The following is a 24,280-nucleotide window of genomic DNA, read 5'->3' on the forward strand; positions in this document are numbered from 1 at the left end:
CAGCGATGTTGGCTTTTTTATTTTAAAAGGCTTGTGAAAATTTATGAATACCCTTGCAGAGCTTAGAGCTGGTAGGTTGAATGGTGTTACTCGCTTACAACTCGTTGAAGGCTTAACTGAGTTTCCTTTAGAAATTTTAACCCTTGCAGATACCCTAGAAGTACTCGATTTATCAAACAATAATCTCACTACACTGCCAAATGAATTTGCATGCTTAACAAAGCTTAAGCGGGTGTTTTTATCGTTTAACCAATTTAATCATATACCTGAAGTACTCGCTAAGTGCCCTGCTTTAATTATGGTTGCATTTAAAGGCAATCAAATAACAGAGTTTGAACTAAACAGCTTACCTAAAAATATTGAATGGTTAATACTTACTGATAACAAATTAAGCGCATTGCCAAGTGACTTTGGTAATTTCACACAGCTTAAAAAGCTCGCCCTTGCAGGAAATAACCTAAAACAACTACCCGCGAGTATGGCTTCTTGTACTAATTTAGAGCTAGTTAGGCTCTCTGCTAATAACCTAACAAAACTTGATAATTGGCTATTAGAACTCCCCAAACTTGCTTGGCTTGCCTTTGCGGGTAATGCATTTAATAAAGCTCAGTGCTTAACTAACAGTCGTTTACAAAACACGCCACTTGAAAATTTTCAGCTTAAAAAAGTAATTGGCCAAGGTGCATCGGGCGTTATTCATTTAGCTAAAACAGTACAGCATGATGTGGCGGTAAAATTATTTAAAGGGGCAATTACAAGCGATGGCTACCCACTTGATGAAGTAAACTGCTGTTTACAAGCAGGCTATCATAAAAACTTAATTAACGTATTAAGCTACATAGAGCAAAGCACACAGCTTGGTTTAGTAATGGAGCTAATAGATACACGCTTTGCTAATTTAGGTTTGCCGCCAAGTTTAGAAACCTGTACGCGCGATACATTTAATGACGGTTGTAATTACCCTATTGAAGCTGTTTATAAAATAGCAAAACAGATGGCAAATACGCTAACTCACCTACATGATAATTACGTAAGCCATGGCGATATTTACGCACACAACACCATGATAAATGAACAATATGACGTTTTATTTGGTGATTTTGGTGCAGCTACAAATTTAGCCATGCTTACTCAAGAAGAGAAAAAACGCATAGAATTTATAGAAGTACGCGCTTTTGGTTGTTTAATTGAGGACTTATTAAGCACTGTTAGCACTGCAGATAAGCAAAACGAACTGTTTGGTAAAATGTCCGATATAGCAGCGCGTGCTATAAATACGGATATTGCATCGCGCCCTAGTTTTAAAGAGCTAAGCGCTTTATTAAACGAGTGGTTGTAAATTAATCAAAATAAAAAAGCCTGCATAATGCAGGCTTGGTTGGATAAAGCTAAACTTTTACAGGGTCAATTATAAGTACTGACCTAATGCTTTAACTTGGTCTAACATGCGGTTTGAGAAACCCCACTCGTTGTCGTACCAAGCCATTACTTTAACTAGTTTGCCATCAGCTTTAGTTTGCGTTGCATCAAAAATTGATGACGCAGGGTTGTGATTAAAATCAATAGAAACAAGCGGAAGCTCGTTGTACTCTAAAATTTCTTTCATTGAACCTGTTGCTGCGGCTTTCATTACTTCGTTGATTTCTTCAGCAGTTGTTTCGCGCTTAGTGATAAACGTAAAATCAACTAAAGAAACATTGATAGTAGGTACACGTACCGACATACCGTCTAATTTACCCGCAAGCTCAGGAAGTACTAAGCCAACAGCTGCAGCAGCACCTGTTTTAGTTGGGATCATAGACTGAGTTGCACTACGTGCACGGTATAGATCTGGGTGATAAACGTCAGATAAGTTTTGATCGTTTGTATATGCATGAATTGTAGTCATGCTACCTTGCTCAATACCTACTGTGTCGTTAATTGCTTTTGCAATTGGCGCTAAACAGTTAGTCGTACATGATGCGTTAGAGATAATGTTGCTATCAGCGTTAATTACATCGCTGTTAACGCCGTGTACTACCGTTGCATCTAAATCTTTACCAGGAGCAGACACAATTACTTTTTTAGCACCTGCTGTAATGTGCTTAGCTGCGTCTTCACGCTTAGTGAAAAAACCAGTACATTCTAAAACGATATCTACGTTTAACTCTTTCCACGGTAAGTTTGCAGGGTCACGCTCTTGAGTCAAAGTAATTACGTCATCACCAATCAGCATAGTGTTATCTGATAACGTTACTTTTTGAGAAAATTGACCGTGAACTGAGTCAAATTGTGTTAAATGCGCATTTACGTTAGCCGGTGCTAAATCGTTAATTGCTACAATTTTAATTTCACTGTTTTGTGCTGACTCGTAAAGTGCACGTAATACGTTGCGACCGATACGGCCATAGCCATTAATTGCTACATTAATCATTTTTAGACTCCTATTTAACTTCACTTGCTTGTCGAGCAAGCGCTTCAATGGCTTGCCAGTCTTTGTTTTCAATTAGTTGCTTATCTAGCATCCACGTACCACCAACACAAATAACGTTATTAAGCGCTAAGTAATTAGGGGCTGTTGCTAGGCTAATACCACCGGTTGGGCAAAAAGTAATGTGCGGCAATGGCCCGCCAATCGACTTAAGCATTGCCGTTCCACCTGCAGCCTCTGCAGGGAAGAATTTTAAGTACTTAAAGCCATGGCTTGCTAACTGCATTACTTCGCTTGCAGTTGCTGCACCCGGTAAAAAAGGGATGTCTGAATCTTTAGCTAATGCTAATAATTCATCACTTACACCTGGGCTTACCATAAAATCAGCGCCTGCTTCTACTGAAGCATCAAAGCTTGCTTTATCAACCACTGTACCTGTACCAACGTAAGCTTCTGGAACTTCTGCTTTCATTAGTTTTACAGCTTCCACTGCAACAGGCGTGCGAAGCGTAATTTCAAGGGCTTTTAAGCCACCGTTGTATAACGCTGTAGCGAGTGGTGCTGCATCTTCTAGTTTTTCGATTACAACCACTGGCACCACAGGTGCCGACGCTAAGATTTTTTTAATACTCATTACTTGTTCCTCATTACCCAGTGTGTGGCAATTATTATTCAAGTCCAAAAGCACTCGCACCTAAATCGGCGCTGCTTACAATATTTCTAAATCCAGTAAATAACTCTCGGCCGGTACCAAAGGTTAAGCTTGGTTGGCTAAGTTGTAGTTCACGCTTAGCAAGCTCTTCGTCGCTAACATGTACTTTTAATATTCCGTTTGGCGCATCCAGTGTTACTAAATCGCCCTCAAGAATTTTTGCAATAATGCCACCTTCAACAGCTTCTGGCGCTAAATGAATAGCAGCAGGCACTTTACCTGATGCGCCCGACATACGGCCATCAGTCACAATGGCTACTTTAAAGCCTTCGTCTTGAAGTGTTGCCATTACTGGCGTTAATTTATGCAGCTCTGGCATACCTTTCGCTTTAGGGCCTTGCTCTTTAAGCACGGCAATAAAGTCTTGGTTTAACTCGCCACGGCTGTATGCCTCTTGCAGTTCGCCTTGTGAGCTAAATACTTTAGCTGGGGCTGTTACTACTTGGTGCTCAGTGGCTACAGCAGACACTTTAATGACTGCTTTACCTAGGTTACCTGTAAGTAGTTGTAGGCCGCCTTGCTTGCTAAATGGATTGCTAATTGGACGCAGTACTTCTTCATCGAGTGAGTTTTCTGGGCAATCTACCCATTTCACTTTTGAAGGGCCTGTTGAGTTGCTCATAATTAAGCTGTCGTCTTTATCTAAACGCGGCTCCATCATGTAAGGCGCTAAACCTTCACCAAGCATAGTTTTAACATCAGTATGCAAGTAACCCGCACCGGCTAATTCACGCATTAAAAAGCCCATACCGCCTGCGGCTTGGAAATGGTTTACATCGGCTGAGCCGTTAGGGTAAATACGCGTAAGTAGTGGTACAACTTCTGATAAATCAGACATATCTTTCCACGTTACTTGAATACCCGCCGCTTTTGCGATAGCAACAATATGAATAGCGTGGTTAGTTGAGCCACCTGTAGATAGCAAGCCAACTAAACCATTAATAATGGTTTTTTCGCTGATTACATCTGCTAAACACGGGCTTTCTTTATCATCTGTAAGCTGCTTAAGCATGGTTTCTACAGCATTACCTGTTAAACCATCGCGAAGCTCAGTATAAGGATTAATAAACGAGCTACCTGGAAGGTGTAAGCCCATTATTTCCATTAACATTTGGTTTGAGTTAGCGGTACCGTAAAACGTACACGTACCTGCGCTGTGGTACGAGGCGCTTTCAGCTTCAAGTAAGTCTTCACGGCTTACTAAGCCTTGTGCAAATTTTTGGCGAATACGTGCTTTTTCTTTGTTAGGAATACCAGATTGCATTGGCCCAGCAGGTAAAAAGAATACCGGTAAGTGACCAAAAGATAAGGCACCAATTAATAAACCTGGGACAATTTTGTCACATACGCCTAAACAAAAAACGCCGTCAAATACGTCATGCGATAGTGATACCGCAGTAGACATAGCAATTACGTCGCGAGAAAAAAGCGATAGTTCCATGCCGTCACGCCCTTGCGTAACGCCATCACACATTGCTGGTACACCGCCTGCAACTTGGGCAGTTGCGTCGTACTTAGTAGCAAGGTCTTTAATTAAATCTGGGAAATCTTTGTATGGCACATGGGCCGAAAGCATATCGTTATATGAGTTGATAATAGCAAGATTTGGCTGCTCATCAGCCTTTAAGCGCGCTTTGTCGTCGCTGCTACACGCAGCCATAACGTGAGCGATGTTTCCGCAGCCTAGCCCGGCACGGACTCTTGTTTGTTTTTTTGCGTGCGAAATACGATCTAAATAATCTTGACGGGTTTGTTTACTGCGTTCAATAACGCGTTGGGTGACTTCTTCAATGCGAGGGTGCAACATAATTTAGCTCATCTCTATTAGTTAGAGGAAAAAGGCTCAGTAGCAATTACAGACTCCACGTAAATAACTGCACTGAGCATCTTTGATTTACCCGTTCAAAGGTACGCTACCAGGGAGCCTCTCACAACAACCCTGACACCGGTGTCACTGTATTAACGCATAGCATTGACACCGGTGTCAACCCTGAGTAACAAAAATAGTGTAAAATTTTAACGTGACCAATTAATGACCATGCTAATTTTAGTTTATTTGCTAAAATCCGCACAAAAAAAACCCGAATAAGCGTCACTCAAATTCGGGTTACTGTGAAAAACAAAAAAGGGGGTTATTTTATTGCAGCAGTAGACTCGCGGGTAATTAAGCGTGATTCTAGCGTTACCTGATACGGCTGCTCTTGTGGCTGCGAAATATGCGATATAAGCTGCGTAACAGCTTGTTTAGTCATTTCTTCTACAGGTTGTGCAATAGTCGTTAAGCCCGGCCAAATATGGCGTGCAATTGGTGCGTTATCAAACCCTGCAATAGATATATCATCTGGCACTCTTAATTGGCGTTGTGTGGCAAGCTTTAGCACCGCTGCCGCCATGTAATCGTTCGATGCAAATACCGCGGTAGGACGTGGCGATAAATCTAAAATGCTGCGCGCACTGTCTACACCTGAGTGATAACTAAAGTTACCCTCTTCTACTAGGCGCTCGTCAAATTCTATTCCATGGCTTGCTAAAGCTCGTCTGTAACCTTTAAAGCGCTGCTGAGTTGCACTGTGATCAGGGTGCCCTTTAATAAAAGCAATCGACTTATGACCAAGCGAAATTAAGTGCTCGGTTATTTCATAAGCGCCCTGCTCGTCGTTGCTGCGCACTGAAATTGAATCATCTTCTAGCAGTGCCGATGCAACCCGTGCATAGGGTATTTTTTTTGCTTTTAAAAAATTAGCGAGTTTTTCAAAATCACCAAATGGCGGGGTAAGTACTACGCCATCTAAACGCGAGGTTTGTAATAACTGCTCTATATCGTTAATTAAATCATCGCCACGTAATTCGCACGGGTGTATTAGTAAGTTGTAGTTATTTTCTTTACAGGCAGCAAGCGCACCCGTTTGTACGCGTGTTATATAACTTTTACTGGGGTTGTCGTATAAGCAGCCAATAATAAAGCTGCGATTTTGCGCAAGCCCGCGTGCTATTGGGTTCGGCGTGTAATCAAGCTCTTTAAATACTTTAAGTACTTTTTCGCGCGTAGCTGCACTCACGTTAGGCTCATTATTTAAAACCCGCGACACGGTTTTTTTAGAAACCCCCGCATGGCTTGCTACGCTATTTATGGTTACTTTTTTCATTTGTTCATTATCCAAATACAACCATTAAGCAAATTTACTTGCTGTTATATAAACACGCACCCGCCCCAATTAGCGGTATGTTATCTTGTGTTACTAAAGTAACTGGAATTTGCCCTGCATATTGCGACATAACACCTTTTTGCGAAAAACGCTCTACAAAGCGGCTTTCAAGTAATCGGGTTTGCATGCGCGGTAAAATACCGCCACCTATAAATAGGCCACCTAATGCGCCGTATACTACCGCTAAATCGCCTGCCACACTGCCTATCCAGTCACAAAACTGATTAAGCGTTGCATCGCACACTTCACACTCGCCACTGTTTGCAAGGCTACTAATTTGTGCTGCGTCTAAATTTTTAGCTGTAACCCCTTTCACGGCTGCCATTGCTTTGTATAAATGGGCAATACCTGGGCCTGAAAAAACAGTTTCTATAGATACATGAGGGTGCTCTTTTCGAAGCTCGTTAATTAATAAAGCGTCTAGCTCGTTTACAGGAGCAAGCGACATATGCCCGCCCTCAGAGCTTAATACTGCCGTTGACTGCGCTGTACGCACTAAACACGCAGCACCAAAGCCAGTACCTGGGCCCATAACACCAATGTTTGCATTTGCATCGGCTTGGCCAGGCTTAATAGTAATGTTTTGCGTTGAGTCTAAATAAGGCGCTGCATAAGCAAAAGCAGCAAAGTCATTAATTACTTCTAATTGTGTTAAATTAAAATGTGCTTTAAATTCACTAACACTAAAATGCCAACCTAAATTGGTTAAATGCACTTGGCCTGCTTTTATAGGGCCTGCAACAGCTAAACATGCCTGAGTTGGCGTAACATGGGGAATCGTTGTTAGGTATTGTTCAAGTGCGCTTTCTAAAGAGCCAAAATTAGCACTGGGAAATATGTTAATATGCTCAATAACAAATTGGTTAGTTTGCTCATTAAAGTCGGTAATTAATGCAAAGCGCGCATTGGTGCCACCAATATCGGCAACTAAGATAGGGTTAAACTGGGCAGAAGAATTTTGGCTCATGGTATTATCTCTTTTGTGTAAGCGGCTTATGCTTATTATTTTACAACGGCTATGCGTTGTTATTTATACACTTTGAGCTATCACCTCAAAGTAGCTATCACAGTAAAAAATGCTGCTATATAAAATAGCAGCTAATACGTTTTGACAACAAAATGATAAAACATTGGCATTATGACACCGGTGTCAGGATTAGATCAATAATAAATCGCAAAAAGCTTGAAATAATTCACTAATAGTCGAAAATGACACAATTATTTAGCATTTAATTAAGTTGTAACAATGAAAGGTAAAGCCACCTCATTTGACATTGCCCATTATGCAGGGGTTTCACAATCAACTGTATCTCGCGCTTTACGTAACAGCCCCCTTGTTAATGAAGAAACACGCAAACGCGTCCACGACATAGCAAAACAACTTAACTATAAAGTTGATAAAAATGCCAGCAACTTGCGTACTCAGCAAAGTAGTACCCTTGCGCTATTGTTGTTTGAAGACCCAACATCAGATGAATCACAAATAAATCCATTCTTTTTATCAATGCTGGGCAGTATTACCCGTGCGTGTGCAAAAGAAGGTTACGACTTATTAGTATCGTTTCAATCAGCTAGTGCCGATTGGCAAGCCGACTACGAAGACAGCCACAGAGCCGATGGTATTATTTTGCTCGGCTATGGTGATTACATAGACTTTCAACCAAAATTTAAAACCTTGCTTGACCAAAACACTAAGTTTGTATGCTGGGGCGCCACAGTAGATAACCGCCCAGATCTTACTGTATGCTGCGACAACTACGGCGGGGGCAAACTAGCCGCTGGCCATTTAATTGCCCATAACCGCACCGATTGCGCGTTTATCGGTGATGCATCTGATCACAGCCCAGAATTTTTTGCCCGCTTTCAGGGGTTTAAAGATGAGCTACTTACTAATGGTATAACCATTAATGAGCGAAAAATGGCCAATGCTATTTCAACTGAAGAGTCTGGTTATCATGCTACACGCTCACTTATTGCTAATAACATAAAATTTAACGCCTTATTTGCCGCTAGTGATTTAATTGCCATTGGTGCAATTCGCGCTTTAAAAGAAGCCAATATTAATGTTCCTAACGAAGTGGCCGTGGTCGGTTTTGATAACATAGCCATTGCAAGCTACATAAACCCACCGCTTACAACCATAGCGCAAGACACCACCGTTGCAGGGCAAATGTTAGTAGAGAACCTGCTTAAATTAATACGTGAAGAAGAAGTACAAAGCACCCTTTTACCGCCGGTATTAATTGCCAGAGGGTCTAGTTAAGAATTTATCACTCAACGTCATTGTGCTTATTAAACATTAAACCCCCACTTAGATACAAAAAAGCCACGGCTGTTAACCGTGGCTTTAATTTTACATTTTGAACTAGCCTTATTTTAAAGCTTTCTCAACAACGGGATAATGATCCCAAACTTGTTTGTCGCTCAGTGAACGAACTAATTTAATATACTCGGCATGAGTCCATGCCAATGGTGTTGCTGAATTAGTCCCCTCGCCTAGCTCATAACCTGCTTTGTTAACCCCTACACCATCCCATACTTGCTCTGGTAACATAAGGCCGTTATTAGCAAATTGCTCTAAGCCTTTTACATAGCTGTTTTTAATTTGCGCTTGTTTAGCATCATCCAGAGCGTTGTTTGCATTAGCTGCTGCTATTTCGTAATGCCCGCGCTCACCGGTGAAAAATGGCCATACACGCCCACGTTGGCCTGGTGTATTGCTGCCACCCTCAGCATAGTTCGTGCCTTTAACTTCATCTTCACCGTAGCCATCATTGCCATAGCGGCGGTAGCCTGCAAAAGTGCCGCTGCCATCGTCAAAGCTAAAGCTGTATTTAACTTGTAGGTTATCTTCTAGTGTTTCGTCGTCATACTCAGGTAGTGTTTTAACGATGCTTTCATCATTTGCACCGCGTACGCCATAGCGTACTAACTCTAAAAAGCCGCCATCTAAAATTTGCTTTTTATTAAAGCCTTCGCGGCCATTATTAGCGTTAATTTTAGTGTTTGAGTTTGCATCGGTATCTTGGCCTATACGAATAAAGTATTCGCCATCGCTATTCTCGCCTTTTAAGTTACCTTCGGTAGTAAACATTTGCGATTCAATATCGCTGCTGTATTTTTTAGCCGTAGCAAGGTAGCGCTGCGCGTTTTTATCATCGCCACTAAGCGTTGCGATATCGCTTGCGGTAATAAGGCCTGCCACTATTGCCGCAGTTGTAGATGGCGAATAACCACTTTGCTCTTCCCAGCGCTCTTGTTGTGTTGCCGGTGGTGTAATTTGTGTGTCGTTCCACAAAATTTTAGCAAGTCCCCCCTCGACTAAAAAATCGGCCGCTGGTTTTAACATTTTGCCGTACCAGCTTTTTAGCTCTTCATCGCTAAGTACGTTGGCTTTATGTAACTTCCATGCCAGCATGATAGGCATAGCAGTTTGATCAAGCTGTACGCCTACCCATTCTAATTCACCATCGACGTGTGTTTTTTGTAAAAACCAGCCTGTATCGCCTTTATTACCTGGTGTTTTGCTGTTTACTTGCACTTTTTCAAGGTATTCGAACGCTGTTTTTGCTGTGGCAGTATCGCCAAGCGCCATAAATGCCATGGCTACTTGATAAAAATCGCGCACCCATACCGCTTTATAACCCGTAGAACCTTCTTTGGCTGAAACCGTTTCGCCCCATGGGTTAGATAAAGAAGCAATTAATGCCCCTGCGTGTGTTTTATCTTCTTGTGCTTTTAATACCATGGCGCTGGTGTATAAAAGCTTACCGTTATCGGCTGTTTGTTCAACCATGGTATTAAGCGGTTTTAGGCTTTGTAGGTAATCTTCCCAGCCTAGCGCTTCACCTTTGCCATTGTAGTGTTCGAGCACCGCTTGGTACCCTTTTGCCAAACTTTGTTCACCTTGCTGAATACTTTGCTGCTGCGTTTTACCAAAGCTCAGGGCTAAATCAAAAGTGGTATTAGTACTTATCTCGCCAAGCTCTGCAAGCATGCTTACATTACCAGCAGTTTCGCCGGTATTTGTGTATTGGTTATTTAGAGATTGCGTAGTTTTAAGTGCATTAATGCCATCACTTTTTCCTGTAAACCCTACTGTTTTTGCTTTAAATGGTGTCGCGGATTGAAGTGATAGATAGTTATCGTTTTCCCATGCTACTAGGCCTTGCTCTGTCGTTTTAGCAAAGTCACCTAAGCCGTTATTATTAATGTACGGATTAACAGACACATACGCTTTTAACCCTTCAAGCTCAGTATTAAATACGCTGCGTACAAACAGGGTTTGCCCATCTGGGTCAGTAAATATGTGTTTTTCTAGGCTAAAGCGGCCTTGTTTATCAGTGCTTGTTACTTTATAAGCCAGCGATAACGGGCGACCTTGTGCATCTTTATGTAAGTAATCAATGGTGACATTTAAATCATCCGCTTCACTAACTGTAAAATCTTTACCTGTTACTATAAATTGCATGTCTTTTATTTGTGCTTGGTGAATAAGCCCAAATATGGTTTCGGTGATCATCCCTTTAGCTATTGAAAACCATACTTTAGACACATCTCCCGTTGCAGCTGCATCAGTGTATTGGCCGTTTTGGTATTGCTCGTATGATGTACCAATTCCTGTTTTACCTGCATAGGCCCAAAAAGGCTCTGCACCTGGGGCGCCTGGTGCCGATGTAACCTGTGCTGTGGTACTTTCGTTAGTCGTGCTTGTGTTTTGAGCGCCGCAAGCCGTTAAACCTAACGTTAAAAGAGAGGCGGTTATAAGGTTATATTTTTTCATTGTGAGTCCTTAATGAGAATTTTTAACGCGCATTACTGCAACAGCAGCAACAACAAACGAAGCTGCACCAATTAATAATGCGTAAATAGGCTGATTAGAAAATACGTGGCGTAAGATAAGCCCTAAAACACTGGCGGCAAGTAACTGAGGTATAACTATAAAAAAGTTAAAAATCCCCATATAAACGCCCATTTTGTTACTCGGTAGTGCATTACTTAACATGGCATACGGGAGTGATAAAATAGACGCCCACGCAAACCCTACGCCTATCATAGGTATAAGTAGCATTTTAGGGTCTTGTATAAACATAAAGCTTGCAAGACCTAACGCGCCAAGCAATAAATTAAAGCAATGCGCGCCTTTTAATCCCATTTTTTTAACTAAAAACGGAATACAAATAGCGGCAATTGCGGCAAATCCATTGTAGGCGGCAAATAAAATACCCACCCAATCTGCACCATCGTTAAATGCTTTAGAAGTTGCATCGCTACTACCATAATGAAAGCTTGTTACTGCAGCGGTGGTATAAATCCACATAGCAAATAAAGTAAACCAGCTAAAAAACTGCACCCAGGCAAGCTGCTTCATGGCCTCTGGCATAGTAAATACATCTTGTACTACTTGGTAAAAACCACCTTGGGTTTTATTCGCACTTTTAAGCGCCGCTGCAATCCACTGCACAATACCAAACGCTAATAAACCACCAGCAAGTAGGTATAATTCTTTTTCAAGGGATAAGCCCATGACTAATGCAAGAGTTGCTAAACCCAGTACCACAAAAATAATGGCACCTTTATTAAAGTTAATATCAACCACTTTGCTTGTTGTATGTTGAGCGCTTTGCTTTTCAAAAGCCGCTAATTGCTCAGGGCTGTATTCTTTAGTACGTGCCACGGTCCAAAGCACGGCAACAAGTAACACCACCCCACCCCAATAAAATGAGTATTTAACAGATTCAGGAATTTGCCCTGGGGCTGCGGTATTACTTACATCAAACCAGTTGGTCATCATCCATGGTAGCGCTGAGGCTAACACCGCCCCAATACCAATAAAAAAGCTTTGTAAACCGTAACCTGTCGCGCGCTGTTTTGCTGGCAAGTTATCGCCAACAAGTGCTCTAAACGGTTCCATGGTTACGTTGATTGACGCATCCATGATCCATAACATACCCGCGGCAATCCAAAGCGTTGGTGAATGCGGCATAATAAATAGTGAAAGCGTTGTTAACACTGCGCCTATAAAAAAGAACGGACGACGACGCCCAAAGCGCCCCCACGTTTTATCGCTCCAATAGCCTATAATAGGCTGAACAATTAAGCCTGTAAGCGGGGCTGCAACCCATAAAATGGGAATATCATCAACTTGTGCACCTAATGTTTGAAATATTCGGCTCACATTGCCGTTTTGCAGGGCAAAACCAAATTGTATGCCTAAAAAGCCAAAGCACATGTTCCATATTTGCCAAAAACTTAAATTTGGCTTATCGGTATTATTATTTTGATTATTCATTATTAGCCTTATTTGTTAATACTGCGCTGCTAAATGCATCAAGTGTGAGGTTAAATGTAGCGCCTTGCGGGTGAGCTTTAAGCTCGGTGGTGTGATTTTCAAGTAAATCATTTAATAGCGTATTTTCACTCATTGCACCTAATTGTGCCTTTGATAAATTAACCGTAACTGTTTGTGGCTTCTCACTAAAGTTACTTAACACATACACACTTTGCTGGCCTAAAGAGCGGGTAAAACCAACTACACGTTCACTTCCTACAAGGTTAAGTGCCGACATTTCTCCGCCTACTACAGCAGGTAAACTATTAAGTGACATAACCGCTTTGTAGTAATCACGAAGTGCTACTTGCTCTGCGGTTAAGTTAGCGCCATCAAATTTTCCGTTATTCATCCATGCTTGGTGCGCTGGAACGCCAATGTAGTCAAAAATACTGGTACGTGTCGGCGCTCCAAACCCCGCGTTTTCAGAGCCATCTTCTCCCACATCTTGTGCAAAATATAAAAGTGTTGGCGCGCGGCTAATTAAATTAGAAACAACTAAAGCAGGTTTACCCCACTGGGCATTACCCGCAAAATCTGGGCTTGCGATTCGTTGCTCGTCGTGATTTTCTAAAAAGTGCAGCATGTGTTGCTCTATATCGAGCACACTTTGATGCGCATCAAAAATACTATTGGCAGGTTGTTTAAGTTGCATTATCGCTTTTAAGGTATCGTAAAAGCCGACTTTATCGTACAGGTAATCCATTTTACCTTGCTGAATATACGCACGGTACATTAACGGGTTATATACTTCAGCCAATAAAAAGGCATCGCTTTTTTGCATTTTTATTGACGAATTTAAAAAGCTCCAAAATTCAACCGGTACCATTTCGGCCATGTCGTATCTAAAGCCATCAACGCCTTTGTCTAGCCAAAAAAGCGCAATGTCTCTAAATTTGTACCAGCTATCTGGTAGCTCTTTATCTTGCCAAAACGCATAATGAGCACGGTAATCTTTGTCTTTATAGTCGTTTGGCAGCTGAGCAAAATCATAGCTCCCATCTGGCTTTACGCCATAATTTACTTTTACTGTTTCGTACCAATCGTTAATATCGGGTTTTGGTGCACGGGCACCGTTACCTGTCCATTTAGCAGGTGTTTCATCAAAAAAGCCATCCGCAAGTGGGTGAGCCTTTCCACCTAACACGGTATAAGTTGTAGAGGTAGGCACTTGAAATGACTGCCCAGGCACATAATAAAAGTTGTTATTTTTATCGTACGTTTTACTGGTGTCGTCTTGCGCGCCGAAATCCTCTACGCCTTTAGGCTTTCCAAGTGATTGATAATTTCGGGCAACATGGTTAGGCACTATATCAATAATGACTTTCATACCGTGGTTATGTGTACGCTCAATAAGCTGGCTAAACTCCCCCATGCGGTTTGTTACATTAACGGCTAAATCGGGGTTAACATCGTAGTAATCTTTAATTGCGTACGGTGACCCTGCGCGGCCTTTTACTACATCGGGGTCATCTTGTGAAATACCGTAGTCGGTATAATCGCCCACTAACGCGTGGTGTAATACACCGGTATACCAAACGTGCGTGGTACCTAGCTCTTTAATGCCTTTGAGGGCTGCATCGTTAAAGTCGGCAAATTTACCTACACCGTTTTGCTCTTTAGTGCCCCATGACACATTGGCTGTTTCGGTATTACCAAACAAACGGGTAAATACTTGATATACAACCGGCTTGGTGAGCTCATTTTGCGTGTGGGCAGGTGCTTGCTGTTGTTCAGGTTTGTTATTTTCTGAACACCCTGTAGCAATAAGTGCACTGCACAGTACTGCGGGTACATAAACTGATTTTTTCATTGTGTGTCTTTTTTGTCAGTATTGTTATTAACTTTATACTAAAGATTACTGCAGCAACCATACAGTTGCTGCATACGTATTCAGGTCACTATTGTGGCGTATTTATAACGAGTACCGTTGCGCTCATCGCTGGTAATTCAATGGTTTTGCCAAGCTTTTGTGTTTTTTGAGTAAATAAATTAAATGCTGTTGTGCTGTTAGGCATTACCTCTTGCATATACTCAATATTTTTTTGTAGCGCTTGTGTGTTTTTATTCATAAATACCAACACAGTTTGCTCATCGCTAATACGCGCATAACTATAAACCCCTTGTTGAGGCGTAAAGTGTACAAGCTTTCCTTTATCTAGTGCTGAGCTGTTTTTTCTAAAGTTAAGCAACGTACTGATGGTGTTATGCATCTCTTTTTGCTGTTTTGTTAAGCCCTCTTTGGTAAAGGCATTACGAGTTTGGCCTTCAAACCCGCCGGGGAAGTCGATTCTAATATCACCATGGTCTTTACTTGGGGTGTTATCTAATAGTACTTCCGTACCATAATACATTTGCGCTATGCCACGTGTGGTTAAAAACAAGGTCATCGCCATTTTTGTTTTGGCTACATCTTGACCAAGCTCAGTGTAGACACGGCTCATATCGTGGTTATCGGCAAATACCATAATGTTATTTGTATCAGGGTATAAAAAGTCATTAGCTAACGATTCATATACTTTAACCCAACCCGTGTTCCAGCTTTCATCTTCATTTAGCGCTTGAATTACCGACTCTTGCAACGAAAAGTCCATCACGCTTGGTAAGCTTGATGTATAGCCATCTTGGTTATGCTTGCCTCGTTGCCAGTAAGAGGCAATAGCAGGGTTAGACGTCCACTCTTCTCCAACAATATTAAAATCTGGGTACTCTTGCATTATGGCTTTTGTCCAATCACTCAAAAATGCTTTATCTGAGTAAGAGTAGGTATCAACACGTATGCCGCTTAAATCGGCGTATTCTATCCACCAAATTGCATTTTGAATTAAGTATTCACTTAACAGTGGTTGGCGCTGATTTAAATCAGGCATGGTTTCTACAAACCAGCCATCGTTAAACTGGCGCTTGTCGTATTCACTAGCGTGTGGGTCTTGTATGGTTTGGCGCGCATGGCTAGTGGCATTTTTGCCTTTATTAAACTCACCATTAAAGTTAATCCAATCTTTAGTTGGCTTATCGTTAACCCAAGTATGCTCAGAGCCAAAATGGTTAAGGACCATATCCATTACCAGGCCTATACCCTGCTCTTTTGCTTTTACTGATAACGTTTTGTATAGCTGGTTAGAGCCCATTCGTGGGTCAACCTTATAAAAGTCTGTAATTGCATAACCATGATAAGAATAATTAGGCATGTTGTTTTCAAGCACTGGGGTTAACCAAAGCTGTGTTACGCCTAAATCGTTTAAATAGGGTAGCGCGTTTATAACGCCCTGAATATCACCACCGTGGCGCCCACCTTTTATACTCGGGTTTGCCGCTTCTAACATGCTTGCGACAGTATCGTTTTGTTTATCACCATTAGCAAAGCGATCTGGGTTAATTAAATAAAGCGTATCAGCTGATGTAAACCCTTGACGCTGAGCGCTGTTTTTATCTCGCTCAAGAAGTGGAAACTCAAAGTTATTGCTTGTTTCGCTGCTATTAAATTCAAGCGTTCCGGCTTTAGCGGCGTCGGTAATGGTAATATTTAAAAATACATAATTTGGATTATCGGTACGGGTTACTTTATTTAACTTAACGCCGTTGTATTTAGCTAATTTAATTTGCTCGTTTGCAATGTTTTGCTCATGAACCATGATGGTAATCGTGTTTTTGCTCATGCCAACCCACCAATTAGCTGGCTCAACGTCAAGTGCGTAGCTAATGGTTGGTAAAGTACAGGCACTTACAAGTAAAAGTTTTTTTAAAAGTTGCATCATCAGGCCTTTTTAATTTTTGCTAAAAAATTTTTATGAGTGGGTAATTGATCTACCGTTGAGGTAATAAGCGTTTTTAGTGTTGAGAATAAATCGTTTAGTTGTTCACTACTGAGTGAGTCAACAATGCTGTTGTAATCTTCGGGGATAAGCCCTTGGCCAATAAACACCTGTTGCCAGGCAACTTCGGCAAATAATTCGTCGTTTTCGCGCACTACTTTACCGGTTTGCTTAAATAATTTGAGCTTATGGGCCAATGAGTCAGGAATGTCCATTTGCTTACATTGTCGCCAAAATGGAGAGTCTTCTCGTGCTGTTAGTGTGTAATGCAATATTATAAAATCACGAATGTGCTCTATTTCTATCACGCTTTGCTTATTAAATTCAGTAACTAAGGCATCGCTTATGCCATTGTGTGGAAACAGCTTTATTAAACGGGTTACGGCACTTTGTATTAAATGAATACTGGTAGACTCTAGCGGCTCTAAAAAGCCACTGGCAAGGCCAACCGATACCACATTTTTATGCCATTGTTTTAAACGTCGTCCTGTTTTAAATTTTATCACCCGCGGCTCAGTCATTGGCTCAGCAGGTAAATTATTTAATAATAACTGCGTTGCCGCATCGTCAGATAAATAACGACTACAGTACACCAAGCCATTTCCTATTCGGCTTTGCAGCGGTATTTGCCACTGCCAGCCTGCGCTGTGTGCAATTGAACGCGTATAAGGTTTTAGCTCGCTAGTACCTTGAGACTGCACCGCCACGGCGCTATCACACGGTAAATAATGAGACCAATCGACAAAACCTGTGTTAAGGGTTTGCTCTATGAGTAAGGCGCGCTGCCCAGTAGCGTCTATAAAAAGGTCACCATTTATCTGCTGTGTGTTACCAAGGGTTAATGATTTTATATTCCCTGATAGAGGGCATTGTTCAACCTGCTCTATTTTGGCATCAATATGCTCAACACCGCGTGATGTTGCGAGTTTTTTTAAAAACTCAGCATATAACGTTGCGTCAAAGTGATAGGCATAACTCAAGCCAGGCAATTGTGTATTAGGTATGGTATTTAAGGGTGCAAATTTATGCTGTTTAGCCGCTTGGTAGTTAAGAGAAAAATCCCATAAGCTTTCCTCTGCACCGCTAATATGCCCTTTTACCCAAAAATTGTAAAAATCGCAAAAGGGGAAGTCTTTTCCAAATGAGCCAAAAGCATGCATGTAGCTATGGGAGGGGGTTTTCCAATTTTCGAACTCAATTCCTAATTTTATAGATGCATTTGTAGCGTTTATAAAATCTTGCTCGTTTATACCCAGTGCATTGTTAAGTTGAATAATAGGCGGAATTGTTGCTTCACCCACGCCTATAGTGCCAATAGTACTTGACTCAATAAGGGTTATTTTAATTACTTTACCTAACACTTTATTAAGCAAGGCGGCTGTTATCCACCCTGCCGTGCCCCCGCCTGCGATTACGACGTGTTTTATTGGTTTCATATTATTGTCCACGTTTACAGTTTAAAGCTTTGTTAAGTTTGATAAAATTTAAATAAAGTAGCTATAAAAAAGCCCTTGTAAAACAAATTACAAGGGCTCCTACACACAACCTTTATTATAGCTTGTAGCTAAAGCCTAACAAGTAAGTACGACCGTAATCTTGGTAGTCACGAACTTGTAGCGCGTTATCGCCAGAAAGCGATGTAAACGGCTCTTCTGTTAAGTTTTGAACTTGGAACTGAATTGATAACCCTTCAAGACTTTCAACACCGGCCTCACTAAAGTCGTAACCCGCTTGAATGTCCCAAATTGTTTCGCCTAGGATATCCACTTGCTCGGTATCAAAACCTAGCCCGTATACATCACCTTTAAAGGCACTACGTTTACGCATGCTGGTACGCAGTTGAATACCATTCATTTCGTAGTAAACCGTTAAGCTTTGAATTTTGTCAGACAGACCCGGTAACTCGTACTCATTACCGTTTTGATCTTCAATGTCTGATTCAATACCGGTATGGCTTGCAATTAAACCAAAACCTTCAAGTGACGGGTGGAAAATTTTAAATGGCAATGCAAGAGATAGCTCGTAACCGTATAGGTCGCCGCCACCGCCATTTACTTTACCACTACCAGTACCTTCAGAAGTAGCTGGGATTTCACCTGTTGAAGGGTCAGCAACGCCCGACATATCAATTTCGTATGTGCCGTCAAAAATCCACTGGGTTAAGTCTTTATAGAAAAACGCAGCAGAGAAGTAACCTTCATCGCTAAAGTAGTTTTCGTACGTTAAATCGTAACCAGTTGCTTCTTTAGGCTCTAGGTTAGGGTTACCACCCGATACAGACCAAAAGTTACCATTTTCATCAGGCGTTGTGTTGTATGATGCATCAATAGATGAGTTCATTTCATCCAAACGGGCGCGTGAGATTGTTTTAGCTGCACCAAAACGCACTGTTTGCTGCTCATCAATCGCAAGTGATAAGTTCAAACTTGGTAAAACGTGTGAATAATCGTGGCTAATATTGGTAGGTGATGCCACAACAATGCCATCTACAGTACTAAATGCATTACCTTGCGATGACTGAACAGTGTGAACGTAACGTACACCTATATTACCTGTTAACGCTAAGCCGCTTACTTCTGCATTAATATTAGCTTGTGCAAACGCTGAGGTAATTTCTTCTTTTACGGTCCACGATTTAGTTAAATGGCTCGTATTTGTTAAGCTTTCATCAAGTAAGTCGTAGTAGCCGTCATTAACAAGACCATTTACATCGTAGGCAATCATATCGCCCATGCCAATAAAGTCTAAATCAACGCTGCCCATTCGATACTGCTCTGGCACGGTAACTAAACCCGGGTTATCAAGTGAAAACCCAGATAACGTCATAAAGAAGCCCTGCGAATCTTTGGTTTTTTCGCGCTCTTTATAAGACATACCAAATTCAATTGAGCTGAAGTATTCGTTTTCTAATACTTTAGATGCCGCTAGTTTTAACGTAGATAACTCATCTTCAATTGTAGGTGCATTAATGAAACCATCTTGCGCTTGGTTTTCATACTCGGTGCCGGTTAAGCCATATTTATCATTTAAAGCAGAGCTTGCACCCCATGATAAAGGACCACCTAATTGTATTAAGCTGTAATCGCTGTAATCTAAATCGTGAGTAAACGTAGCACCTGTATTACCACCGTTAAATGTGTAACCTAGGTTATCTGCAACACCGCGAGCATCGCCTCGGCCTGTGCCAGAGTAGCTCTCAAGGCTCCAAATTTTACGGTCTACTTGAGAGTAACTTGCGTCAAACTCTACTGACCACGAGTCATCAATATCGTATTTAGTGTTAAAGCCAAACGCGGTTAGTTCTGCTTCACGCTCTTCGTAGTCGTTACGAACAACCACACGTTGGCCATTTGTTACCGCACTGGTAATAAAACCACTTGCGTCATCTACAGCTACGCTTGCCGGGTCAATCGAACCTTGACCCCATGCGAATGGGATTTCGATACCACGTAAGATTTTTTCATCTGTAAAATCAACATATAGCGCATCAAACGTCATGTTTAATTTGTCTGTAGGAGCGGCCTCTAGTACGAGCATCGCTGAGTCACGTTCAAGGGTTGATGAACGTACAAATGGTTTTGCACCCCCTAATATAGAGTACGTTTGACCATCATCAGCAGTAAATTCAGGGTAACCCCAAGAGTTCCAACGTTTTTCTTGATTTGGAGAGCTCATGGTATTTAGTGCAAACGCAACACCTATGGTGTCATCTGCAAATTGATCAATGTATGAAATAGTACCGCGGTAACCATCGTCGTTACCGTCTGGGTTTAGTTTATCAAAGCTAGTTTGCTCGTATTGGCCGTTAACTTGAAATACACGCTCGCCTTTACTTAAAGGACGTACGGTTTGCATGTTAATAACACCGGCAATACCTTCTGCTTCAATACTTGCATTAGGTGTTTTATATACGGTAACGCCGCTCATAATTTCTGATGGGTAAAGGTCAAACTCTACGCCGCGGTTATCGCCAATAGATACTTGCTCGCGGCCATTAAATGTAGTGCCACTTTCGTTTTCACCAAAACCACGAATTGATACTCTACTTGCGCGACCATCTAGGCGCTGCGCCGTTAAACCTGGTAAGCGTGCAATAGACTCAGCAATAGATGAATCAGGAAGTTTACCTATATCTTCAGCTGAAATTGACTCAACGACTTGAGTAGAAAAACGCTTTGTGTTGATTGATTCTACAACACTGCCACGAAAGCCTTTTACTTCGATAACCTCAACGTCATCATTTTTAACTGTATCTTCTTGTGCTGCTACAGAGGCAAAGCTTGCTAATCCTGCAGTAGCCATTGCCAACGTTAATATACTTGGTTTGAACATAGACATGATGTTTTTCCCGTTACCCATATTGTGATACTCGCTTCTTTATTTGAGTGATAGTCAAACAGGCGAGCTAATTTTGTTGTCAGCATCAATATTAACGCTCGAATTATTTTATTAACAACTTTATGCATACGTATTCAGTACTATGCAAAAGGCTAAAAGTTAACAATGAGTTCACAAATAAAACTTTAACCTACTGTTTTAAATAGTTTTATATTGGTGCAACTTAGTGATTTATTATCATCATAAAAATACATCAATTATTTAACTGAAATCCCTGTGTCATCGTTTGTAAATAGCGTTAATTAAAGGTTTTTTATAAATTTACACGCATATCTTTTGTAAAGATTATCAGATTAAATTGGTCTGACCAAAGAATGAAATCACCAAAGCTGTGCAGCCCTTTAAAAATAAGCACCAAAATAGTCAGCTGTTTTAGTTACACAAAAATAAACATGATTGGTAAAAGTGCTGCGGTGGTTTTTATGGGTAACTTTCTGCTTAGCTAAAACCGCTTTTATGTAAGTAAATTAGCTGCATACGTATGCAGACTTTTTACAGAGCAGCACCCTTCACGTATGCTTTTTGAAAATTTAGTGATTGTTTCAATCAAACTAATAACAATATAAATACTGTGTGGAACGACGGAGAAAAGCATGGCCCAACAGCAGTGGTATAAAGGTGCGGTTATTTATCAGGTTTACCCGCGAAGCTTTCAAGACAGCAATAACGATGGTATTGGTGATCTTAAAGGGATAATTAATCGCATTGATTACATTAAAAGCTTAGGCGTTGACGCTATTTGGATTTCTCCTTTTTTCAAATCTCCAATGAAAGATTTTGGCTACGACATAAGTGACTATCGCGATATAGACCCCATATTTGGTGACCTAAACGACTTTGATGAGTTAATAGATCAAGCACATAAACGCGACATTAAAATTATTATTGACCAAGTGTTAAGCCATACATCAGACCAACATCAATGGTTTTTAGATAGCCGCGAAAACCAAAACAATGATAAAGCTGACTGGTACGTATGGGCAGATGCTAAAGAAGATGGCACAGCGCCTAATAACTGGTTATCTATTTTTGGTGGCGGTGCTTGGCAATGGGAGCCTCGTCGCGGTCAATACTATTTACATAACTTTTTAACCGAACAGCCTGATTTAAACTTTCATAACCCAGATGTAAGAAAAGCTGTTTTAGAAAATGTAGAGTTTTGGCTTAAAAAAGGTGTAGATGGTTTTAGATTAGACGCTATTAACTTTTGCTACCACGATGCACAATTACGTGACAATCCTGCAAAGCCTAAAGATAAACGCCAAGGCCGTGGCTTTAGTGAAGATAACCCATACGCGTTTCAGTACCATTATTATAATAACACCCAACCAGAAAACATTGAGTTTATGCAAGACATACGTGCACTACTTAATAAATACCCGGGTACTGTATCACTTGGTGAAATTTCATCGGAAGATTCATTGGCAACAATGGCAGAATATACCCAAGGCGGTGATAAGCTGCATATGGGTTACAGTTTTGAGCTACTCACGGATGATTATTCAAGTGAATACATAAGAGAAACCGTACAGACTCTAGAGCAACGCATGACTGAAGGTTGGCCGTGCTGGGCGTTTAGCAACCATGATGTAGAGCGTGTTGCGAGCCGCTGGAGCCAAAATGGTGAAATAAACCCAGAACAATGCAAAATGCTTACAGCTTTATTAGCTTCTTTGCGTGGTAGCGTATGTATGTACCAAGGTGAAGAGCTGGGGCTAGGTGAAGCCTCTGTAGCATTTGAAGACCTACAAGACCCATATGGCATTACCTTTTGGCCAAACTTTAAAGGTCGCGACGGCTGTAGAACGCCAATGCCATGGGAAGGGACCAACACACAAAATGCAGGATTTAGTGCTGCTAAACCCTGGTTACCGGTTGATAGCGCGCATACGCAGCAGGCTGTGTCTGTACAAGATAAAGATGCAAACTCTATACTTAATGCTTATCGTGAGTTTATGGCATGGCGTAAACAGCATACTGTGTTATTAGCAGGCGATATTAAGTTTATTGATACTGCTGAGCCTATCCTCGCTTTTTACAGAACGCTAAACGAGCAAACTATGTTATGTGTGTTTAACTTAGCTGATACCAATCAAACATTTGAGTTGACTAAAACAGTGACTGAGGCGCATGACTCACTATCTCATTGTAATGCTACTTTAGATGGTAATAAGCTAAACATGAATGGTTTTGACTGTTACTTTGCTTTTGTAAAATAAGAATGCCCTGACTAATAATACTCAAAAGCCCGATTGTATCGGGCTTTTTTGTGCGCTCAAATCGTGGGGCTGCTATAGCCGGTATTAAGACGAAATACCGACCTCCAAACCACTAACTTAACCTTTCTAATGTGATTGTGTTTTACTATTTAAATAATCAGTGAGCGCAAATAACACGCCAGAGCTTACAAAGGTGACATGGATAATCACTTTCCAAAATAGCTCATCACTTGAATGAATATTAGAATTAATAAATACCTTTAAAAGCTCAACTGCAGATATGGCAACAATTGCGCTAATAAGCTTCATTTTTAAGCCAGAGAAACCTACTTTCCCCATCCATGACGGCCTATCTTCGTGGCCCTCAATATTAAGCTTTGAAACAAAGTTCTCATAACCACTAAAAATAATAATAAGTAATAAACCAGCCAGTAAAGCGGTATCAACGAGGGTAAGTATACCCACTAATAACTCTTGGTTTGTTGCACTAAAAGTGGCAATACCCATTAAATAAAGTTGCTTAAAAAACTTTATTAATAGCAATATTACAGCAAATAGTAGGCCTACAAAAAACGGGGCTAATAACCAGCGCCCTTTAAATATAAACGACTCTAAGCCCTGCTCTACTTTGTGTATTTTACGAGGCGTACTGGTTGGTTTTGCTCGGTGTTCTGACATTAACTTATCTTTTTATAAAAAAGCGACCTTAGCTTATAATTTATTACAACACAATTACTTATATAATTATTTAAGCGTAATTTACTCATCTTGACGATAAAAATTTTTCGTTATCTTTTATTTTAATTTCGATTAAAAATCACTACACCAACAGAGTTGTTCTGCATTGGGCACTATTTAAATACAGCTTTAAAATGTATTTAAATCGTAAAACCATTTATTTAGGAATCAACAAATGAATAAAGCATTGCTAGCATTAATAGTTGCACCACTTTTTGCTGTATCTGCAACAGTTGCAATCGCAGACGATGCACCAGTAGCTTCTGCACAAACAATTAAAGAATACACAGATATGTGTGTAAATTGGGCTAAAGATGATGATGTAAGTAACGACGATCTATTTGGCTATGTTCTTCAATGCGTTAATGATGAATTAGAGTCTGAAGGTTACAAAAAAGTATCTACTGTACAAATCTAAACAATAAAAAATATGCGGCTAATAAAGCCATTG

Annotated in this window: 16 protein-coding genes; 4 read left to right on the forward strand and 12 right to left on the reverse strand. The window is 40.9% G+C overall.

Features of this window, described 5'->3' with window-relative positions; all coding sequences use genetic code 11:
• The first annotated feature begins 43 nt into the window (after positions 1–43).
• Positions 44–1,339, forward strand: coding sequence for a leucine-rich repeat-containing protein kinase family protein (locus NQT65_RS03200; RefSeq protein ID WP_256850490.1), 1,296 nt, complete (start codon positions 44–46; stop codon positions 1,337–1,339).
• Positions 1,340–1,408: 69 nt separating this feature from the next.
• Here NQT65_RS03200 and gap read toward each other — a convergent pair whose 3' ends face one another.
• From gap to glk, 5 genes are all read right to left on the reverse strand, one after another.
• On the reverse strand, positions 1,409–2,413 hold the full coding sequence (gap, locus tag NQT65_RS03205; RefSeq protein ID WP_029773117.1) for a type I glyceraldehyde-3-phosphate dehydrogenase: 1,005 nt from the start codon (positions 2,411–2,413) through the stop codon (positions 1,409–1,411).
• A 10-nt stretch (positions 2,414–2,423) separates the two neighbouring features.
• Positions 2,424–3,044, reverse strand: coding sequence for a bifunctional 4-hydroxy-2-oxoglutarate aldolase/2-dehydro-3-deoxy-phosphogluconate aldolase (gene eda, locus NQT65_RS03210; protein WP_256850491.1), 621 nt, complete (start codon positions 3,042–3,044; stop codon positions 2,424–2,426).
• 34 nt (positions 3,045–3,078) lie between these two features.
• Positions 3,079–4,929, reverse strand: coding sequence for a phosphogluconate dehydratase (gene edd, locus NQT65_RS03215; RefSeq protein WP_029773525.1), 1,851 nt, complete (start codon positions 4,927–4,929; stop codon positions 3,079–3,081).
• A 325-nt stretch (positions 4,930–5,254) separates the two neighbouring features.
• Positions 5,255–6,268 (reverse strand): LacI family DNA-binding transcriptional regulator, encoded by a 1,014-nt coding sequence (locus tag NQT65_RS03220; protein ID WP_024034047.1) that lies wholly within the window; start codon positions 6,266–6,268, stop codon positions 5,255–5,257.
• Positions 6,269–6,302: 34 nt separating this feature from the next.
• Complete coding sequence (glk, locus tag NQT65_RS03225) at positions 6,303–7,295, reverse strand: glucokinase (protein ID WP_024034046.1); 993 nt, start codon at positions 7,293–7,295, stop codon at positions 6,303–6,305.
• Positions 7,296–7,574: 279 nt separating this feature from the next.
• Here glk and NQT65_RS03230 point away from each other — a divergent pair, with 279 nt between their 5' ends.
• On the forward strand, positions 7,575–8,591 hold the full coding sequence (locus tag NQT65_RS03230) for a LacI family DNA-binding transcriptional regulator (protein WP_054982417.1): 1,017 nt from the start codon (positions 7,575–7,577) through the stop codon (positions 8,589–8,591).
• A gap of 108 nt (positions 8,592–8,699) precedes the next feature.
• Here the strand turns inward: NQT65_RS03230 and NQT65_RS03235 are convergent, their stop codons facing one another.
• From NQT65_RS03235 to NQT65_RS03260, 6 genes are all read right to left on the reverse strand, one after another.
• Positions 8,700–11,111 carry a glycoside hydrolase family 15 protein gene (locus NQT65_RS03235; protein ID WP_256850492.1) on the reverse strand — a complete coding sequence of 804 codons (2,412 nt, stop codon included), beginning with the start codon at positions 11,109–11,111 and terminating at the stop codon, positions 8,700–8,702.
• A gap of 9 nt (positions 11,112–11,120) precedes the next feature.
• A complete protein-coding gene (locus NQT65_RS03240) occupies positions 11,121–12,620 on the reverse strand; it encodes an MFS transporter (RefSeq protein ID WP_256850493.1) in 1,500 nt (499 codons plus the stop codon).
• Positions 12,613–14,472, reverse strand: a complete 1,860-nt coding sequence (locus NQT65_RS03245) for an alpha-amylase family glycosyl hydrolase (RefSeq protein ID WP_256850494.1) — start codon at positions 14,470–14,472, stop codon at positions 12,613–12,615. The genes NQT65_RS03240 and NQT65_RS03245 overlap by 8 nt, the downstream gene beginning before the upstream one ends.
• An 88-nt stretch (positions 14,473–14,560) precedes the next feature.
• On the reverse strand, positions 14,561–16,417 hold the full coding sequence (locus NQT65_RS03250) for a glycoside hydrolase family 13 protein (RefSeq protein ID WP_256850495.1): 1,857 nt from the start codon (positions 16,415–16,417) through the stop codon (positions 14,561–14,563).
• Positions 16,417–17,910 carry a tryptophan halogenase family protein gene (locus NQT65_RS03255; protein ID WP_256850496.1) on the reverse strand — a complete coding sequence of 498 codons (1,494 nt, stop codon included), beginning with the start codon at positions 17,908–17,910 and terminating at the stop codon, positions 16,417–16,419. Before NQT65_RS03255 ends, NQT65_RS03250 begins: the two co-directional genes overlap by 1 nt.
• A 115-nt stretch (positions 17,911–18,025) precedes the next feature.
• Complete coding sequence (locus NQT65_RS03260) at positions 18,026–20,812, reverse strand: TonB-dependent receptor (protein WP_256850497.1); 2,787 nt, start codon at positions 20,810–20,812, stop codon at positions 18,026–18,028.
• Between the two features lie 653 nt (positions 20,813–21,465).
• On the opposite strand from NQT65_RS03260, the gene NQT65_RS03265 reads away from it, so the two are divergent.
• Entirely contained in the window at positions 21,466–23,091 is a 1,626-nt protein-coding gene (locus NQT65_RS03265) for an alpha-glucosidase family protein (protein ID WP_138685152.1), read from the forward strand.
• A 126-nt stretch (positions 23,092–23,217) separates the two neighbouring features.
• Here NQT65_RS03265 and NQT65_RS03270 read toward each other — a convergent pair whose 3' ends face one another.
• Complete coding sequence (locus NQT65_RS03270) at positions 23,218–23,769, reverse strand: TIGR00645 family protein (RefSeq protein ID WP_256850498.1); 552 nt, start codon at positions 23,767–23,769, stop codon at positions 23,218–23,220.
• 235 nt (positions 23,770–24,004) lie between these two features.
• Here NQT65_RS03270 and NQT65_RS03275 point away from each other — a divergent pair, with 235 nt between their 5' ends.
• Positions 24,005–24,247: a hypothetical protein gene (locus NQT65_RS03275; RefSeq protein WP_004587793.1), complete on the forward strand. Its 243-nt coding sequence runs from the start codon at positions 24,005–24,007 to the stop codon at positions 24,245–24,247.
• The last annotated feature ends 33 nt before the right edge of the window (positions 24,248–24,280 follow it).

Source organism: Pseudoalteromonas agarivorans (assembly GCF_024518735.1).
Taxonomy (GTDB): domain Bacteria; phylum Pseudomonadota; class Gammaproteobacteria; order Enterobacterales; family Alteromonadaceae; genus Pseudoalteromonas; species Pseudoalteromonas atlantica.

Bases quoted from the DNA above. Each gene is read 5' to 3' on its own strand.
- NQT65_RS03200 (WP_256850490.1), top strand. From the start codon at position 44: ATGAATACCCTTGCAGAGCTTAGAGCTGGTAGGTTGAATGGTGTTACT.
- gap (WP_029773117.1), bottom strand. From the start codon at position 2,413: ATGATTAATGTAGCAATTAATGGCTATGGCCGTATCGGTCGCAACGTA.
- eda (WP_256850491.1), bottom strand. From the start codon at position 3,044: ATGAGTATTAAAAAAATCTTAGCGTCGGCACCTGTGGTGCCAGTGGTT.
- edd (WP_029773525.1), bottom strand. From the start codon at position 4,929: ATGTTGCACCCTCGCATTGAAGAAGTCACCCAACGCGTTATTGAACGC.
- NQT65_RS03220 (WP_024034047.1), bottom strand. From the start codon at position 6,268: ATGAAAAAAGTAACCATAAATAGCGTAGCAAGCCATGCGGGGGTTTCT.
- glk (WP_024034046.1), bottom strand. From the start codon at position 7,295: ATGAGCCAAAATTCTTCTGCCCAGTTTAACCCTATCTTAGTTGCCGAT.
- NQT65_RS03230 (WP_054982417.1), top strand. From the start codon at position 7,575: ATGAAAGGTAAAGCCACCTCATTTGACATTGCCCATTATGCAGGGGTT.
- NQT65_RS03235 (WP_256850492.1), bottom strand. From the start codon at position 11,111: ATGAAAAAATATAACCTTATAACCGCCTCTCTTTTAACGTTAGGTTTA.
- NQT65_RS03240 (WP_256850493.1), bottom strand. From the start codon at position 12,620: ATGAATAATCAAAATAATAATACCGATAAGCCAAATTTAAGTTTTTGG.
- NQT65_RS03245 (WP_256850494.1), bottom strand. From the start codon at position 14,472: ATGAAAAAATCAGTTTATGTACCCGCAGTACTGTGCAGTGCACTTATT.
- NQT65_RS03250 (WP_256850495.1), bottom strand. From the start codon at position 16,417: ATGATGCAACTTTTAAAAAAACTTTTACTTGTAAGTGCCTGTACTTTA.
- NQT65_RS03255 (WP_256850496.1), bottom strand. From the start codon at position 17,910: ATGAAACCAATAAAACACGTCGTAATCGCAGGCGGGGGCACGGCAGGG.
- NQT65_RS03260 (WP_256850497.1), bottom strand. From the start codon at position 20,812: ATGTCTATGTTCAAACCAAGTATATTAACGTTGGCAATGGCTACTGCA.
- NQT65_RS03265 (WP_138685152.1), top strand. From the start codon at position 21,466: ATGGCCCAACAGCAGTGGTATAAAGGTGCGGTTATTTATCAGGTTTAC.
- NQT65_RS03270 (WP_256850498.1), bottom strand. From the start codon at position 23,769: ATGTCAGAACACCGAGCAAAACCAACCAGTACGCCTCGTAAAATACAC.
- NQT65_RS03275 (WP_004587793.1), top strand. From the start codon at position 24,005: ATGAATAAAGCATTGCTAGCATTAATAGTTGCACCACTTTTTGCTGTA.